12 protein-coding genes are annotated in these 15,387 nt (G+C 65.9%); 5 read left to right on the plus strand and 7 right to left on the minus strand.

What is annotated here, in order from left to right:
* Nucleotides 1–47 precede the first annotated feature (47 nt).
* The 5 genes from ppa to hemC form a co-directional block, all read right to left on the minus strand.
* Complete coding sequence (ppa, locus tag AB2N08_RS16425) at nt 48–587, minus strand: inorganic diphosphatase (RefSeq protein WP_367611852.1); 540 nt, start codon at nt 585–587, stop codon at nt 48–50.
* A 61-nt stretch (nt 588–648) separates the two neighbouring features.
* Nucleotides 649–1,845 (minus strand): heme biosynthesis protein HemY, encoded by a 1,197-nt coding sequence (locus AB2N08_RS16430; protein ID WP_367611854.1) that lies wholly within the window; start codon nt 1,843–1,845, stop codon nt 649–651.
* A 16-nt stretch (nt 1,846–1,861) separates the two neighbouring features.
* The gene (locus AB2N08_RS16435; RefSeq protein ID WP_367611856.1) at nt 1,862–3,046 is read right to left on the minus strand and encodes a uroporphyrinogen-III C-methyltransferase; all 1,185 of its coding nucleotides are present in this window, start codon (nt 3,044–3,046) and stop codon (nt 1,862–1,864) included.
* Nucleotides 3,046–3,843: a uroporphyrinogen-III synthase gene (locus tag AB2N08_RS16440; protein ID WP_367611858.1), complete on the minus strand. Its 798-nt coding sequence runs from the start codon at nt 3,841–3,843 to the stop codon at nt 3,046–3,048. Before AB2N08_RS16440 ends, AB2N08_RS16435 begins: the two co-directional genes overlap by 1 nt.
* 4 nt (nt 3,844–3,847) lie before the next feature.
* Nucleotides 3,848–4,837, minus strand: coding sequence for a hydroxymethylbilane synthase (gene hemC, locus AB2N08_RS16445; RefSeq protein ID WP_367611998.1), 990 nt, complete (start codon nt 4,835–4,837; stop codon nt 3,848–3,850).
* Between the two features lie 149 nt (nt 4,838–4,986).
* On the opposite strand from hemC, the gene ppc reads away from it, so the two are divergent.
* Entirely contained in the window at nt 4,987–7,809 is a 2,823-nt protein-coding gene (ppc, locus tag AB2N08_RS16450) for a phosphoenolpyruvate carboxylase (protein WP_367611860.1), read from the plus strand.
* 15 nt (nt 7,810–7,824) lie between these two features.
* On the opposite strand, the gene AB2N08_RS16455 is transcribed toward ppc, so the two are convergent.
* Entirely contained in the window at nt 7,825–8,607 is a 783-nt protein-coding gene (locus AB2N08_RS16455) for a transporter (protein ID WP_367611862.1), read from the minus strand.
* Nucleotides 8,608–8,884: 277 nt separating this feature from the next.
* Nucleotides 8,885–11,617, minus strand: coding sequence for an RNA polymerase sigma factor RpoD (gene rpoD, locus AB2N08_RS16460; protein WP_367611864.1), 2,733 nt, complete (start codon nt 11,615–11,617; stop codon nt 8,885–8,887).
* 557 nt (nt 11,618–12,174) lie between these two features.
* Here rpoD and AB2N08_RS16465 point away from each other — a divergent pair.
* The 4 genes from AB2N08_RS16465 (at nt 12,175) to AB2N08_RS16480 (ending at nt 15,383) form a co-directional block, all read left to right on the plus strand.
* The gene (locus AB2N08_RS16465) at nt 12,175–12,705 is read left to right on the plus strand and encodes a ProQ/FINO family protein (protein WP_367611866.1); all 531 of its coding nucleotides are present in this window, start codon (nt 12,175–12,177) and stop codon (nt 12,703–12,705) included.
* Nucleotides 12,706–12,719: 14 nt separating this feature from the next.
* On the plus strand, nt 12,720–13,343 hold the full coding sequence (locus tag AB2N08_RS16470; protein ID WP_367611868.1) for a 3'-5' exonuclease: 624 nt from the start codon (nt 12,720–12,722) through the stop codon (nt 13,341–13,343).
* A gap of 61 nt (nt 13,344–13,404) precedes the next feature.
* Nucleotides 13,405–14,115: a c-type cytochrome gene (locus AB2N08_RS16475; protein WP_367611870.1), complete on the plus strand. Its 711-nt coding sequence runs from the start codon at nt 13,405–13,407 to the stop codon at nt 14,113–14,115.
* Complete coding sequence (locus tag AB2N08_RS16480) at nt 14,115–15,383, plus strand: c-type cytochrome (protein WP_367612000.1); 1,269 nt, start codon at nt 14,115–14,117, stop codon at nt 15,381–15,383. The genes AB2N08_RS16475 and AB2N08_RS16480 overlap by 1 nt, the downstream gene beginning before the upstream one ends.
* Nucleotides 15,384–15,387 lie beyond the last annotated feature (4 nt).

Genomic DNA, 15,387 nt, shown 5'->3' on the forward strand with positions numbered 1-15,387 from the left:
GCAACCCTCGCAGGTTGCCGGCTTTCGGGCACTGCTTGCGCGCTGGCTTACGCCTCGGCGCCCTTGTTGAATGCTGCCACGCCGGCGACGATCTCGGCCTTGGCTTCATCGATGCCAGCCCAGCCTTCGATCTTGACCCATTTACCGGCTTCGAGATCCTTGTAGTGCTCGAAGAAGTGCTGGATCTGCTTCAAGCGCAGCTCTTCCACGTCGTCGAGCGACTGGATTTTTTTGTACATCGGCAGCACTTTTTCAATCGGCACTGCGATGACCTTGGCGTCGCCGCCGCCGTCGTCGGTCATCTTCAGCACGCCCAGGGCGCGGCAACGGACCACGACGCCTGGCGGCAGCGGGAACGGGGTGATGACCAGCACGTCGCACGGGTCGCCGTCGTCGGCGATGGTTTGCGGCACGTAGCCGTAGTTGCACGGGTAGTGCATGGCCGTACCCATGAAACGATCGACGAAAATCGCGCCGGTATCCTTGTCGACTTCGTACTTGACCGGATCGGAATTCATCGGGATTTCGATGATGACGTTGAAGTCGTTCGGCACGTCTTTGCCGGCTGGGACGTTATTCAAGCTCATGAGAGGATCCTTGGTTGCAAAAGAGTCAAAATTAGTCCGTCATTATAGCGAAAGGCACGCGTTACAACACGGTCGCCAGAGCGCACTGCCGGTAATGCTTTGCCGCCGGCTCGTCCTGCCCCAGCGCCTCGTGCATCTGGGCCAGTTTCAGGTGCGCCTCGCGCACCATCGCCGCTTCCGTCGCGTCCGACAAGGCTTGCTCCAGATAACGCTGGGCTTTGCCCCACAGCTTTTGCTTCAGGCACAGTGTGCCGAGCGTGAGCGCCAGCTCGGCGTCGAGCGGCCGTTCGCGGCGCCAGGTTTCGCAAGCCTCGATCTGGGCCAGCAGCGACGGCGAACCGGCCGGGCTGGCCGCATCGCGGTAGGCGCGCACGACGCGCTCGTCCCAGTTGGCGCGCAGCGACTCTTCGGCAATCGCGCGTGCTTCATCGTGCAGGCCGCGCGCATTGAAGGCGCCGGCGGCGCGCGCCGCCACGTACGGCACGGTGCGGTCTTGCAGCGGCACCGTGGCCCAGGTCCAGCGGATCGATTCGGCGTCGTGGCCTTCTTCGCCCAGCAACGCTTCGTAGGCCATTTCGCGCAGGCGGCGGGCCAGCGCCGGATGCAGTGCATTGCGCTTGTCGAGGATGCGCACCAGACGCAGCACCTCGGGCCAGTTGCGCGCCTGCTGGTTGGCCTTCATCGCCCATTGCAGCGCGTGGATGTGACGCTGGCCGCTGGCATTGAGTTCGGCCACCGCTTCCAGCGCCGCTTCGGGGCGGTGGTCGTCGACCAGCAGTTCGGTGAGCGTCATCAGGCGCGCCGTCTTGAGCGTGGTGTCGTGCGCGATGCCGGCCAGCCAGGCGTCGCGCCGCGCCGGCTCGCGCATGCGGTGCGCCGCGCGCGCGCCGATCAGGGCCGCCATGCCAGTGTTTTCGGGCAGGTCGGCGGCGCGCATGGCGGCTTTTTCGGCGTGGCCGAAGCGGCCCTCGAACAGGGCTTTCAACGCATCGCGCAAGCCCTTGTTGCCATCGCGCTCGCGGCGGCGCTGGCGGTACGCCGCCACCCGCTGCGGCATGCGCGCCGTGGCGTAGAAGGTGCGCACCAACACGTACAGCGTGGCGAACAGCAGCATCAGCACCACGACGAACAGATTGAGCGACATGTCGATCCGGTGCGGCGGATAGAACAGCACCACATTGCCCGGATTGAAGCGCGCCGTCACTGCGATACCGATGGCCGCGGCCATCAGGGCGACTAACCAGAGAAGTACACGCATGCTTATCGCTTCACTTTCATTGCTTCGCTTTGTAGTTGCGCACCGCGCCCAGGCTGTCGGCCAGGGTCGGCAGCTCGATGGTGAGGTCGTTGGCCTGCACTTGGCGCAATGCCGCCTGGGCCGATTGCGTGGTGCGGGCGCGCGTGTCGAAATACTTGGCCAGCATGGTCTGGGCCGTGGCCAGATCGTCGCGGAAGGTGGTTTCGTTACGCGACAACAGGGCCAGGCGTGCATTGAGCAGGCGCAGTTTCAGGTTCTCGCGCACGAAGAACGATTCGCTCGGCGAGAGCATCAGGGCTTCGGGCTCCTCGACGCGGCGCACGCGGATCAACTGGCGCACGTCGTCCCACATCTCCTGGCTCCAGAGACTCCAGGTTTGCAGCAGCCGCTGACCGACGCCAAGCGATTCGGGCGGGGCCGCCGGCGCATTCCCCTTTGCCGGCGCGGCTGCGGGATCGAGCCGGCGCGTCGTGCGCACCGGCGCCACCGGCAGCAGCGGCCTCTCGTCGGACAGCATCGGCAGTGTCTCGACCTGGACGATCACGTTGTCCAGCCGCAGCGCGACGCCGGGCAGATCCACCGCCGGCAAAGCCTTGAGCTTGTCGATATCGGACGCGATCGCGCGGCGGATGGTGAGAAATTGCGGCGCATTCGAGCTCGAGACGGCGCGGTCGGCGTTCTGCAGCGCGATCAGCGCACCCTGCACATTGCCGGCCAGCTGCAACTGCTGGCTCGCGGTGGCGAGCACCTGCTCGATTTCGGACAGCGCCCATTCATCGCGGTTCTGCGACAAATCTTTATACAGTTGCTCGAGCGCGACCTGCTGGCTCTGCGCTTCGCTCTGGCGGCTTTCCAGCACGCCGACCTTGATCTGCAGCTCTTTCGACTGGTCGGCCACGTCGCGGGCCAGCGCCGCCGTCTCGGCATTGACCGCATTGCCCTTCTGCAGACTGCGCGCCATGTCCTGGCGCAGCGAGTTGATGCGGGTGTGCGACGAAAAGGTTTGCAGCGCCAGCAGCAGCGCCAGCGCGATCACGGCCAGCGGCCATGGACGCGCCACGCGCTCGAGCAGGCCGCGCGTGGCCGGGCCGCTCGGGCGCGGCGGCGCGGCCGGCGGCGCGGGGGCATCGTCCGGCTTGTGAAGGCTGGGAGCGGGCACGTTGGCCTGGGGTTGGTCTGGATTGTTCGGCAATTCGTTCATTATTGTGATTGTAACGCTGCTAGTAGGCGTGCATCGCCGGATCCGGTGAGGAGCACGTGCTCCAGGCCCAGCGCACGGGCCGTTTCGGCGATCCGCGCATGGGGCACGATCAGGCGCTGCTGCAAGAACCGGGGCATCAGCGCACCCGCGCCGTCCCCTGCGCCATCGGCGTCGAGAGATCGTACCAGCCCGGCCAGTCCGCGCAGGGCCTCCGAGCTCGTGATTATCCAGTCGTTTGGCTGCGCCAGCAAGGCGCGCAATCGTGCGGCCAGTTCAGGTGTCAATACCGGCGTGGCGCGGCGGTAGGCCGCCACCGCTTCGACCCGGGCGCCGGCCGCGCGCAACGCATCGGCCAGCAGTTCGCGGCCACCGTCGCCGCGCACGATCAGCACGCGTTTGCCCGCAAACGCCGCCAGGTCAAGACTCTGCAGCAGATGCTCGGAATCGCTGTGCGCGGTGTCGGCCGGGCTGAAGATGGTGAACGCGTCACCGCGCACGCCATGCCGCGCCAGTGCGGCGCGGCTGCCGTCGCCGACGATCGCGAGCGGCACGCTTGGCGGCCAGGCGTCGACGTACGCGAACGCCGCATCGATCGCATTGGGCGACACGAACGCCACCAGCGCAAACCGGTCGAGCTCGGCCAGCGCCGCGCGCAACGGCGCCGCATCGGCGACCGGGCTGATCTCGAGCAGCGGCAGGATCACGGCCGCGCGGCCGCTGCCATCGACCGCCTGCGCCAGCGCAGCGGCCTGTGCGCGCGGACGCGTGATCACGACAACGCGATCGGATTGAAGCATCCGCTCAGTTTTCCTGACTGGCGGCGGCATCGATGCGGCACGCCGCCAGGATGGCATTCGCATCCTGCTGGGCCAGCAGTTCGGACACTTGCTCGCCCAGGTACTCGGGCTGCCCGACCGGGCCGGTGACTTCGGCATGCGCACTGCGCTTGCCATCGGGCGTGGCGACCATCGCGCGCAGGCGCAGCTGGCCACCGTCCACGGTGGCGAACGCCGCCAGCGGAATCTGGCAGCTGCCGCCAAAGATGCGCGACACCTTGCGCTCGGCCAGCACTGCGCTGGCAGTATCGCCATGGTTCAGCGGCGCGAGCACGGCGCGCAGGTCGACGCCGTCGCTGCGCGGGCTGCTGAGAATCTCGATCGCCATCGCGCCCTGCCCGGCGGCCGGCAAGCTCGTTTCGGGTTCGAGCACCGTGCGGATGCGCTGCGGCAGGCCCAGGCGCTTGAGGCCCGCAGCGGCCAGGATGATGGCGGCATACTCGCCGCGATCGAGCTTACCGAGGCGCGTATCGAGATTGCCGCGCAGCGGCAGGATCACCAGGTGCGGATAGCGCGCCGCGATCAGCGACTGGCGCCGCAAGCTGCTGGTGCCGACGATGGCGCCGGGAGGCAGCGCAGCCAGGCTGTCGTAGTCGTTCGAGACAAAGGCGTCGCGCGGGTCTTCGCGTTCGAGCACGGCCGTGAGCTCGAAGCCTTCGGGCAGTTCCATCGGCACGTCCTTGAGCGAGTGCACGGCCAGGTCGGCGCGGCCTTCGGCCATGGCGACTTCGAGTTCCTTGACGAACAGGCCCTTGCCGCCCACGGCCGACAGCGTTCGGTCGAGAATCTGGTCGCCCCGGGTTGTCATTCCGAGAATTTCAACACTACACTGTGGATATAATGCTACGAGCCGGTCGCGCACGTGCTCTGCCTGCCACATGGCCAGGCGGCTCTCGCGGGATGCGATAATCAGTTTCTTGGGCGCCGCCGGTGCGGCCGACGTACCCTGCTGTATAGCTGCTAACACTCGAATTCTTTCACTGTCATTGGGCCGATCCGGACGATGCCGGTAGCCGCTCCCTGCATAAGATCACAAATTTTATCATGGGGGCCTCTTGCAGATCGTGGCCAACCGCCCTCGCACAACGCTTACTTGTGGTCGATATGAACAACACTGCCCTCCCCGACGTATCCGCTGGCGCCGACAAGGACGCGCCGCTCAAAGAAGACATCCGCCTGCTCGGCCGCCTGCTCGGCGACGTGCTGCGCGACCAGGAAGGCGTCGCCGTCTTCGACCTGGTCGAAACCATCCGCCAGACCGCCGTGCGGTTCCGGCGCGACGACGCCCCCGACGCCAGCGAAGAACTCACGACGATGCTGCACGGGCTCACGCGCGACCAGACCATCTCGGTCGTGCGCGCATTCTCTTACTTTTCGCACCTGGCCAATATCGCCGAAGACCAGCACCACAACCGCCGCCGCCGCGCGCACCTGCTGAAGGGCTCGGCCCCGCGCGCCGGCAGCATCGGCTATGCGCTGGACAAGCTGGCCGGCGCCGGGATCGGGCGCGAGCAGGTGCAGACCTTCTTCAAGGATGCCCTGATCTCGCCCGTGCTCACGGCCCACCCGACCGAGGTGCAGCGCAAGAGCATCCTGGACGCCGAACACGATATCGCGCGCCTGCTGGCCGAACGCGACACGCCGCTCACGCCGCGCGAACGCCAGCGCAACGAGCAGATGCTGCACGCCCGCATCGCCACGCTGTGGCAGACGCGCATGCTGCGCTACTCCAAGCTGACGGTGGCCGACGAAATCGACAACGCGCTCTCTTACTACCGCATCACCTTCCTGCGCGAGCTGCCGGCGCTGTATGACGACATCGAATTCGAGATCGCCGAACAATACGGCGCTGAGGGCAGCGCTGAAAATTCCGCCCCCCAGCCGCACGCATCGTACCTGCAGATGGGCAGCTGGATCGGCGGCGACCGTGACGGCAACCCGAACGTCAACGCCGACACGATGCGCCACGCACTGACGCGCCAGTCGACGACCATCCTCGATTTCTACCTCGACGAAGTCCACACGCTGGGCGCCGAATTGTCGGCATCGACGCTGCTGGTGAGCGTCACGCCAGCGCTGGAGCTACTGGCGCAGAACTCGCCCGACGCCTCGCCGCACCGCAGCGACGAGCCATACCGGCGCGCGCTGATCGGCATCTATGCGCGCCTGGCCGCCACCGCGCGCGAGCTCGGCGTGGGCCACATCCTGCGCAAGGAAGTCGGCCACGCGGCGCCGTATCTCGACCCCGAGCTGTTCGCGGCCGACCTGGAAACGCTGGCCGACTCGCTACGCCAGAACCACGGCGCCGTGCTCACCACGCCGCGCCTGGCGGGCTTGCTGCGCGCGGCGCGCATCTTCGGCTTCCACCTGGCCTCGCTCGACATGCGCCAGAGTTCGGACATCCATGAGCGCGTGCTGGCCGAACTGCTGGCCCGCGCCGACGTAGAGCCGGACTACGCCGCGCTCGACGAAGACGCCAAGATCGCGCTGCTGCTGCGCGAACTCGATGGCGCCCGGCCGTTGATCTCGCCGTGGGAAACCTATGGCGAAGAGACCACGTCCGAGCTGGCGATCTTGCGCTGCGCGCGCGACATCCGCCTGCGCTACGGCCCGCGCGCGATCCGCAACTACATCATCTCGCACACCGAAACCGTGTCCGACCTGCTCGAAGTGCTGTTGCTGCAAAAGGAAACAGGGCTGCTGCGTGCCAGCGCGGCGACGGGCGAAGTGATGGTGATCCCGCTGTTCGAAACCATCCCCGACCTGCAGCGCGCGGCCGGCATCATGGACGCCTGGATGGCGCTGCCGTTCGTGGCGAACGTGATCGAGAAACAGGGCCGTCTGCAAGAGGTGATGCTGGGTTACTCCGACTCCAACAAGGACGGGGGCTTCCTGACATCGAACTGGGAGCTGTACCAAGCCGAGCTGAAACTGGTCGAGGTCTTCGCGCAGCAGAAGGTCAAGCTGCGCCTGTTCCATGGCCGCGGCGGCACGGTCGGCCGTGGCGGTGGCCCGAGCTACGACGCCATCCGCGCCCAGCCGCCGGGCACCGTCAATGGCCAGATCCGCCTGACCGAACAGGGCGAGATCATCGCGTCCAAATTCTCGAACGCCGAGATCGGCCGACGTAACCTGGAGCTGCTGGTATCGGCGACACTGGAAGCGAGCCTGACGCCCAATACCGCGAGCCTGGACCAGACCGAGCGCCTGCACCGCTTCGAATCCGTGATGGCCGAGCTGTCGAACCGCGCCTATAAAGCGTACCGCGACCTGGTGTACGACACGCCCGGCTTTACCGATTACTTCTTTGCCGCCACGCCGATCGCCGAAATCGCGGAGCTCAATATCGGTTCGCGCCCGGCGTCGCGCAAGTCGACACGCCGCATCGAAGACCTGCGCGCGATTCCGTGGGGCTTCTCGTGGGGCCAGTGCCGCCTGCTGCTGCCGGGCTGGTTCGGGTTCGCGTCCAGCGTCAAGGGCTGGCTCGAAGAGGGTGATCGCGACGCCAGACTGGAAGAACTGCGTACGATGTACGCCGAGTGGCCGTTCTTCGCCACCCTGCTGTCGAATATGGACATGGTGCTGGCCAAGACCGACCTGGCAATCGCCTCGCGCTACGCTGGCCTAGTGCCGGATGTGGGCCTGCGCGAACGGATCTTCCGCCGCATCGCCGCCGAACATGGCGAGACACTGCGCTGCCTGGAGTCGATCACCGGCGCCAGCGAACGGCTCGCGGGCAATCCGCTGCTGGCGCGCTCGATCCAGAATCGCTTTGCGTATCTCGATCCGCTCAATCACTTGCAGGTCGAGCTGATTCACCGGCGCCGGGCCTTGAGCGGCGACCCAGAGAAAGCCGATCCGCGCGTGCATCGGGGGATTCACCTGTCGATCAACGGCGTGGCTGCAGGCCTGCGCAATACCGGCTAAGCGCCGGGCTTTTGCTCAGAGTTTGAAGGACAGGCCGACGGTCAGCGCCGCATCCGGCGAACGCCGGTTCAGGCCAAGTGCAAGCATGGTGTCGAGCTGGCAGCGGTTCGACACCAGCCAGGTCGCACCGGCGTCGAACGTGGCAACCGTGCCACCGTCGGCGGCGCGTGCAATCTGCGGCGCCGCCAGTTCGACAAATACGCCCCAGGCGGGCGTGATCGCCTTGCCAAGCACCAAGCCGGCCAAGCCATACCCATAGCGTTTGTCAGCGTCGTTGCGCTCCTGCCCGGCGCCGGTGGTCACGCCCAGCGACATGTCGGCTGGCAGATCCCATTCGCCGGTCAGGCGCAGCGACGGGCGCACGCGCTGGCCGCGCCATGCCAGCGAGCCAGTAGGCAAGTCCGCCTGCAGCACCAGCCCCACCGATGGTCGGCCCTGTGCGGCGTCCTGCACATGCCACCGCATGCCGACAGCCGCGTCCGCATAGCCGGCAAGGCTGTCGGCGCCGCGTGTGTGCTCGACCGTGCGCCCGTCCGTCTCGACCCGCAATTCAAGCACATCGCCCACGCCGTAGCGCAGCAGCGTCGGCATCGTGTAGGTTCGCGTGCGCACGCCATCGGCCTTGTCCCGCTCGGCCTGCACGCTGGTTTCGACCTGCCATTGGCCACGGCCGACGACGTCCGTGGAATCGACGAAATTGGGGCGATCGGGAACGATCGCGTCCTGGGCGGTGGCCGGCAGCAACGTCAGGGTGGCAAGACAGGCGAAGGCGATTTGCAGGGGTAACGTCGGATGCATAGTGTCTTATCAGGAAGGGAGGTGAAAACCTGCGCCAGGAAAAAGGCTCGGCACGAACCGGGAATACCGTTCAGTCAGCTCAAAAACGTCATCCCCGCGAAGGCGGGGATCCAAGTTTGCACGCACACCACGAATGCTTGGTGCAATCACTGTGCAACTGCCTTGGATCCCCGCCTGCGCGGGGATGACGGTCTTGAGGCTGACTGAACAACACCAGGCACGAACCGGGCGATTTTCCCGCGCCGAACCAGTCGGCGCGCAGCTTATTGATGACTGATTACTGATTGTGCAGGAACGTCTTGAGCTTGTCCGAGCGCGACGGCTGGCGCAATTTGCTCATCGCCTTCGCTTCGATCTGGCGAATCCGCTCACGCGTGACGTCGAACTGCTTGCCCACTTCTTCCAGCGTGTGGTCGTTCGACATCTCGACGCCGTAACGCATGCGCAGCACCTTCGCTTCGCGTGGCGTCAGCGAATCGAGCACTTCCTTGATCACATTGCGCATCGATGCGTGCAGCGCGGCGTCCAGAGGGGCCAGCGTGGCGTTGTCTTCGATGAAGTCGCCCAACTGCGAATCGCCGTCCTCGCCCATCGGCGTTTCCATCGAAATCGGCTCTTTCGCGATCTTCATGATCTCGCGAACCTTGTTCTCTGGCATTTCCATCTTGAGGGCCAGGGTCGGCAGATCCGGCTCGCTGCCGGTCTCCTGCATAATCTGGCGCGAGATGCGGTTCATCTTGTTGATCGTTTCGATCATGTGCACCGGCACGCGGATCGTGCGGGCCATGTCGGCGATCGAACGCGTGATCGCCTGGCGGATCCACCACGTCGCATACGTCGAGAACTTGTAGCCGCGACGGTATTCGAACTTGTCGACCGCCTTCAGCAGGCCGATATTGCCTTCCTGGATCAGATCCAGGAACTGCAGGCCGCGGTTGATGTATTTCTTCGCGATCGAGATCACCAGGCGCAGGTTGGCCACGGTCATTTCGCGCTTGGCCTGGCGTGCGCGCTTCTCGCCCGCCGCCATCTGCTTGTTGATCTTGCGCAGATCGGCCAGCGGCAGCGCCACGCGCGCCTGCAGGTCGATCATGCGCTGTTGCAGTTCCTTGATCGCCGGCAGGTTACGGCTCAGCACCGCGCTGTACGGATACGCGCAGTCGACTTCGCGGTCGCCCCATTGCAGATCGGTTTCGTTGCCCGGGAAGACCTTGATGAAGTGGGCGCGCGGCATGCCGCAGCGGTTCACGCAGATGTCCAGCACGGCGCGCTCGATCGAACGCACTTCGTCCATCTGGCCGCGCAGCGTGTCGCACAGCTTTTCGACCACTTTCGCGGTGAAGCGAATGCCCAGCAGCTCGTACGAGATCACGGCTTGCGCATCTTCGTAAGCGGCCGAACCGTAGCCCTTGTTCTTGAACGCGTGGCCCATCAGGTCGAACTGCTGTTCGATCAGCGAGAATTTCTCGAGCGCGCTCTTCTTCAGTTGCGCGAGCTGCTCGGGCGAGTAGCCGGCGGCGGCGCCGCTATTGACGTCGCCCTCTTCTTCCTCGACTTCTTCCTCTTCTTCTTCGTCGTCCTCTTCGCTGACGGCAGCGGCGTGGGCGACCGAGGCGGCCGGGGCCGGGGTGTCGTTCATGTCGACGAAGCCATCGACCACGTCGTCGATTTTCAGTTCGTCATTCGCGATCCTGTGCGACAGCGCGATGATTTCCGAGATCGTCGTCGGGCAGGCCGAGATCGCCTGGACCATGTCTTTCAGGCCCTGCTCGATGCGCTTGGCGATTTCGATTTCGCCTTCGCGCGTCAGCAGCGACACGGCGCCCATTTCACGCATGTACATCCGGACCGGGTCGGTCGTGCGGCCAAAGTCCGAGTCGGCGGTCGACAGCGCGGTGGCGGCAGCCGCTTCCACTTCGTCTTCGCTCGTCGGCGTGACGGCCTGGTCCGACAACAGCATCATTTCGGCTTCCGGCGCGCGCTCGTAGACGGCAATGCCCATGTCGTTGAAGGTCGCGATGATGCCTTCGATTGCTTCCGGATCGATGATGTTTTCCGGCAGGTGATCGTTGATCTCGGCGTGGGTCAGGAAGCCACGTTCCTTGCCCATATTGATCAGGTTCTTCAGCTGCTGGCGGCGGCGCTCGAGCTCGGTCTCGGAGAAACCTTCTTCTTTCAGCAGGGCGATGCCCTTGGCCTTGCGCTCGCGCACTTTCGACGCGGCCTTCATTTCGGCGCGCTCGACGGCATTCAGCGCCGCGACTTCGTCGTTCTCCGGCACGAATTCGCTCGGCTTGCGGCCGCGACGACCAGGCACCTTCACTTGCGGCAGCAGGTAGCCCGAGGTATCGATGGCGGCCAGCGCAGCGGCGTCGGTGGTCTTGCTGACGGTGCCGACGGCATTGGTCTGGGCCACGGCGACCGACGCCGGGCTGGCGTCGACGCGGCGCGCGGTGCGGGTGCGCACGACTTTCGGCGCTTCATCGGCGACTGGCGCAGTCTCGACAACCGCGGCTGCGGCTGGCGCGGCTTCTTCGGCGACGTCGCTTTCCGGCTCGGCGTTTTTCAGGGCAGCCAGGCGACCGCGCTTGCGCACGATGACGGGCGGCGCGGCCGGCTTGGCTTGCGCTGGCATATAGTCTTCTGCAGGATCCTGCCCGGCGAGCGCGTCGGCTTCGACAGCAACTGGCTCGCTGACTTCAACCGGCGCGGCAGCTTGCACCGGCGCGATGGCGACTGGTTCCACAACTGCAGCAACCGGTGCGGTAGCCGACGCGGTAGCCGGTGCGTCTGCCACAGGCTCGGCGGCCGGGCCACCAGCGGCCAGGATCGCGTCGGCCTGGGCTTTGAGCGTCGCCAGGCGCGAACGGGTCTTGACCACCGTGACCTTGGCCGCCGCTTCCGTCTCCAGGAAGTAGGAAGTGGCGGTTTTAGGCACTGCCAGCGGGGCCGATGCCTTGGCCGGGGCTTTTTTCGCTGTCAGTGTCAATGTCTTGGCGGTGTTTTTCATAACTTAAAACTCTCCAGTCGAGGCGAGTAGCGCGCCTGCGAAGTCAATAATCCAGCGGGCCCCGCGTGCGGGACCTGGGAAAGGGGGAACGGAAGTGGCCCTACCTTGGGGCGGACATGCCAGACTTCAAGCTCGACCTGCCCTTCGGTGCGCGCGCCGGCTCAATATCGGGGGCTGCGGGCAGAGGGACTTGGTCGCTGTTCAAAATCGTGCTGTGCATGTCGAAACGAAAAAAAGCCCGCTAACACGGGCTTGCATCTATTTTTCTAGAAGAATAGGAGATGAGGCTATTATGCCCCAATGCAAGTTTTGGTGACAATTGATAGATCCGATAAGGGATATACACAAGTCACATAGTGCGATGCCCCGACATGTCGACCTTCTTGCTGGTCTGCGCCGGCGCAAGCCGGACTCAAGGCAAGAGGCGGATCATACACGATTTCGCCTTGTCATGCTCCATCGCAGTGCGGGTTTCTCAACATTTATTAGTGGAACTAGTACAATGCGCCTTTTAGCGCCGTGCTATCCTTCGCAATCCTGTTCTTACCATGAAGTCAATGAATACCAATACCCCTGCAGAGTCCGTCGACACCAACGCCACGCCGGACACCCCGGACGCGCAGCAGCCTTCGCAATCGCCAGAGCAGTTGTCGTCCGCACCGGCGGCGCCAGCAGCCCCGGCCCCGGCGCAAGGCCAGTCGGCGCGCTCGCTGCTCAAGCAACTCCAGCAGGAGTATCCCGCCTTCCGTGACTGCCTGCCGCTGTCGATCGGTATCGACAAACAGCTGCAGGCACGCATGCCGGGCCTGGACAAAAAAACGATGCGCGCCGCCCTGGGCATCCACACCGGTTCGATGCGCTACCTGCGCGCGATGGAAAAAGCCAAGGTCCGCTACGACCTCGACGGTACTGCCGGCGCCGAAGTGCCTGAAGCGCACCGCCTGCACGCCAAAGAGCAATTGCAGCAGCGCTTCAAGAAGGAAGCCGACCGCAAGAAGGCCGAGCGCGACGCCGCCCTCGAAGAAGAAAACAACCGCAAGCGCCAGGAAAAACTGCAGGCGCTGGCGTCCAAGTTCTCCAAGAATTGAATTCGGGCGACGTGTTGAAAGGCACGGCAACGCAAGCGTTGCCGTCCGAGCTGCCGCCCGAGTTGCCGCCATACCTTGGCATCGACCTGGCCCAGGTGCGGCTGGTGCGCTCCGACGCGGACGCGCAGGAAGCCCTGGCGGCGCTGCTTGCTGCCGACGTCATCGGCTTCGACACCGAATCCAAGCCCACCTTCGCCAAGGGTGAAGTCTCGACCGGCCCGCACCTGGTGCAACTGGCCACCGACCAGCTCGCCTTTCTGTTCCAGACCGCCACGCCGGCCGGCATCGCGCTGGCCCTCACCGTGCTGCAGCCCGTGCTCGCCTCAAGCAGCATCCTCAAGGTGGGCTTTGGCCTGGGCGACGACGTGCGGCGGCTGAAGTCGAAATTCGGAATCGAATTGCGCAACGTGCTCGACCTGTCGACGGCGCTGCGCCGGCGCGGCGAAAAGAATCCGCTCGGCGCAAGGAGCGCAGTGGAACGTTTCTTTGGCCAGCGCCTGCAAAAATCCAAGCGCATCACGACCACCAACTGGTCGCTGCCGCGCCTGTCCGAAAAGCAGTTGCAGTATGCGGCGGACGATGCCCATGCGGCGCTGAAGATCTACCGGCGCTGGAAGGCCGACACGCCGGCGGTGTAATTCCCGCGCGGCGTTCAAGATTCGCGCTATCATCGTCGGCGTCCATACTGCCGGTGAGTCCATGAGACCTGCACGCTTTCGTTGGCCCGCTGCCGCCCTTCTTTGCGCGGTGACGTTTGTGGCCCATGGCGCGCCGCAACCCGTTCCAGACGCCCTCACCCAGCGCCTGCTCGCCTGCGCCACCTGCCACGCGCGCGTCGACGCGCGCGGCAATCCCGTCAACGACAGCTTCTACCCGCGCATCGGCGGCAAGCCCGCCGGCTACCTGTATCACCAGCTGCGCAACTTCCAGGACGGCCGGCGCCACTATCCCGTGATGACCTATCTGGTCGAGCATCTGCCCGACGCTTACCTGCGCGAGATCGCCGACCACTTCGCGGCGCAGGCGCCGACCGTGCTGCCGCCCTCGGCCACCGACCTGTCACCCGCACTGCGTGAACGCGGTCGACAGCTCGTACACGACGGCGACAAGGTGCGCGGCATCCCCGCCTGCATCGCCTGCCACGGCGCGCGCCTGACCGGCGTGCAGCCTGCCATTCCGGGCCTGCTTGGCCTGCCGCGCGATTACGTGAACGCGCAGTTTGGCGCCTGGCGCAACGGCGTGCGGCGCGCGCATGCGCCGGACTGCATGGGGCAAGTGGCTGCACGATTGTCACCCGAGGATGTCGCTGCCATATCAGGGTGGCTGGCGGCGCAGCCGATGCCGCCCGATGCGCGGCCGGCCGACAGCATCGCCCGGCCGCTGCCGCTTCTGTGTGGCAGCGCGCCGTGATGAAGACCATGCGGATCGTCTTGCTGGTGGTAGTGGGCGCTGTCATCCTCGCGGTCGCTCTGGCCTGGCCACGCGCCGAATTCGTGCCGGCGAGTTCGCCCGATGCCTGGGCCACGACACCCGCCAACATCGCGCGCGGCGCGTACCTGGCGCGGGCCGGCGACTGCATCGCCTGTCACACGGCGCGTGGCGGCGTGGCCTATGCCGGCGGGCGCGCGCTCGATACGCCGTTCGGGCGCTTCTACGGCCCGAACCTCACGCCCGATCGCGCCACCGGCATCGGCGCCTGGAGCGCGGACGACTTCTGGAACGCGCTGCACAATGGCGTGGCGCCCAACGGCCGCCTGCTGTATCCGGCCTTCCCGTACACGAACTACACCAAGGTCACGCGCTCGGATGCCGATGCGCTGTTCGCGTACTTTCGCAGCCTGCCGCCGCAGCGCCAGGCGAACCGGCCGCACGAGATTCGCTTCCCGTACGACCAGCAAGCGTTACTCGCCGGCTGGCGCCTGCTGTACTTCCGGCCCGCCCAATTCAAGGCGCTAGCTGCGCGGAGCGCCAGCTGGAATCGTGGCGCGTACCTGGTCGAAGGCCTGGGTCATTGCAGCGCGTGCCACAGCACGCGCAACGGCCTGGGCGCGACGGATGGCGCGCTGGGCGGCGGCATGATACCTACCCTCGGCTGGTACGCGCCCTCGCTGACGGCCAATGCCGAGGCGGGCCTGGGCGACTGGAGCGAGGCGCACATCGTCGCGCTGCTGGGCACCGGCATCTCGCCGCGCGGCTCGGCGACGGGGCCGATGGCCGAGGTGGTGGCGCGCAGCCTGCAGCACTTGAGCCCGGGGGATCTGAGCGCGATGGCGGGTTATCTGAAATCGCTGGCCGCCGCGCCTTCAGTCTCGCAGCCTGCGCCAGCGCCGGCCGGCGAACAGGTATTGGCCGAAGGTGGCCGCATCTACGCGGCGCAGTGCGCGGCGTGTCACGGCGACGATGGCAAAGGAAGGCTGCCGGCCTATCCGCCACTGGCCGGCAATCGCGCGGTGACAATCACGCCGGCCGTGAACGCGATCCGGATGACGGTCAACGGCGGCTTCCCGCCCGGCACGCGCGGCAATCCGCGGCCGTACGGCATGCCGCCGTTCGGGCATGAACTGAACGATGCGCAGGTGGCGGCGGTATTAACGTGGGTGCGCACCAGCTGGGGCAATGCCGGTGCGCCGGTGACGGCGGCCGAAGTCAATCGCTACCGAGCGGTGTCTCTCGACTGACGCA

This window comes from Massilia aurea, from assembly GCF_040790145.1.
GTDB lineage: Bacteria > Pseudomonadota > Gammaproteobacteria > Burkholderiales > Burkholderiaceae_D > Telluria > Telluria aurea_C.

What these genes read in the sequence shown, in the direction of transcription:
- AB2N08_RS16430 (WP_367611854.1), bottom strand. Translation starts at nt 1,845, where the DNA reads ATGCGTGTACTTCTCTGGTTAGTCGCCCTGATGGCCGCGGCCATCGGT.
- AB2N08_RS16475 (WP_367611870.1), top strand. Translation starts at nt 13,405, where the DNA reads ATGAGACCTGCACGCTTTCGTTGGCCCGCTGCCGCCCTTCTTTGCGCG.
- AB2N08_RS16480 (WP_367612000.1), top strand. Translation starts at nt 14,115, where the DNA reads ATGAAGACCATGCGGATCGTCTTGCTGGTGGTAGTGGGCGCTGTCATC.
- AB2N08_RS16440 (WP_367611858.1), bottom strand. Translation starts at nt 3,843, where the DNA reads ATGCTTCAATCCGATCGCGTTGTCGTGATCACGCGTCCGCGCGCACAG.
- AB2N08_RS16465 (WP_367611866.1), top strand. Translation starts at nt 12,175, where the DNA reads ATGAATACCAATACCCCTGCAGAGTCCGTCGACACCAACGCCACGCCG.
- AB2N08_RS16435 (WP_367611856.1), bottom strand. Translation starts at nt 3,046, where the DNA reads ATGAACGAATTGCCGAACAATCCAGACCAACCCCAGGCCAACGTGCCC.
- AB2N08_RS16455 (WP_367611862.1), bottom strand. Translation starts at nt 8,607, where the DNA reads ATGCATCCGACGTTACCCCTGCAAATCGCCTTCGCCTGTCTTGCCACC.
- ppc (WP_367611860.1), top strand. Translation starts at nt 4,987, where the DNA reads ATGAACAACACTGCCCTCCCCGACGTATCCGCTGGCGCCGACAAGGAC.
- ppa (WP_367611852.1), bottom strand. Translation starts at nt 587, where the DNA reads ATGAGCTTGAATAACGTCCCAGCCGGCAAAGACGTGCCGAACGACTTC.
- rpoD (WP_367611864.1), bottom strand. Translation starts at nt 11,617, where the DNA reads ATGAAAAACACCGCCAAGACATTGACACTGACAGCGAAAAAAGCCCCG.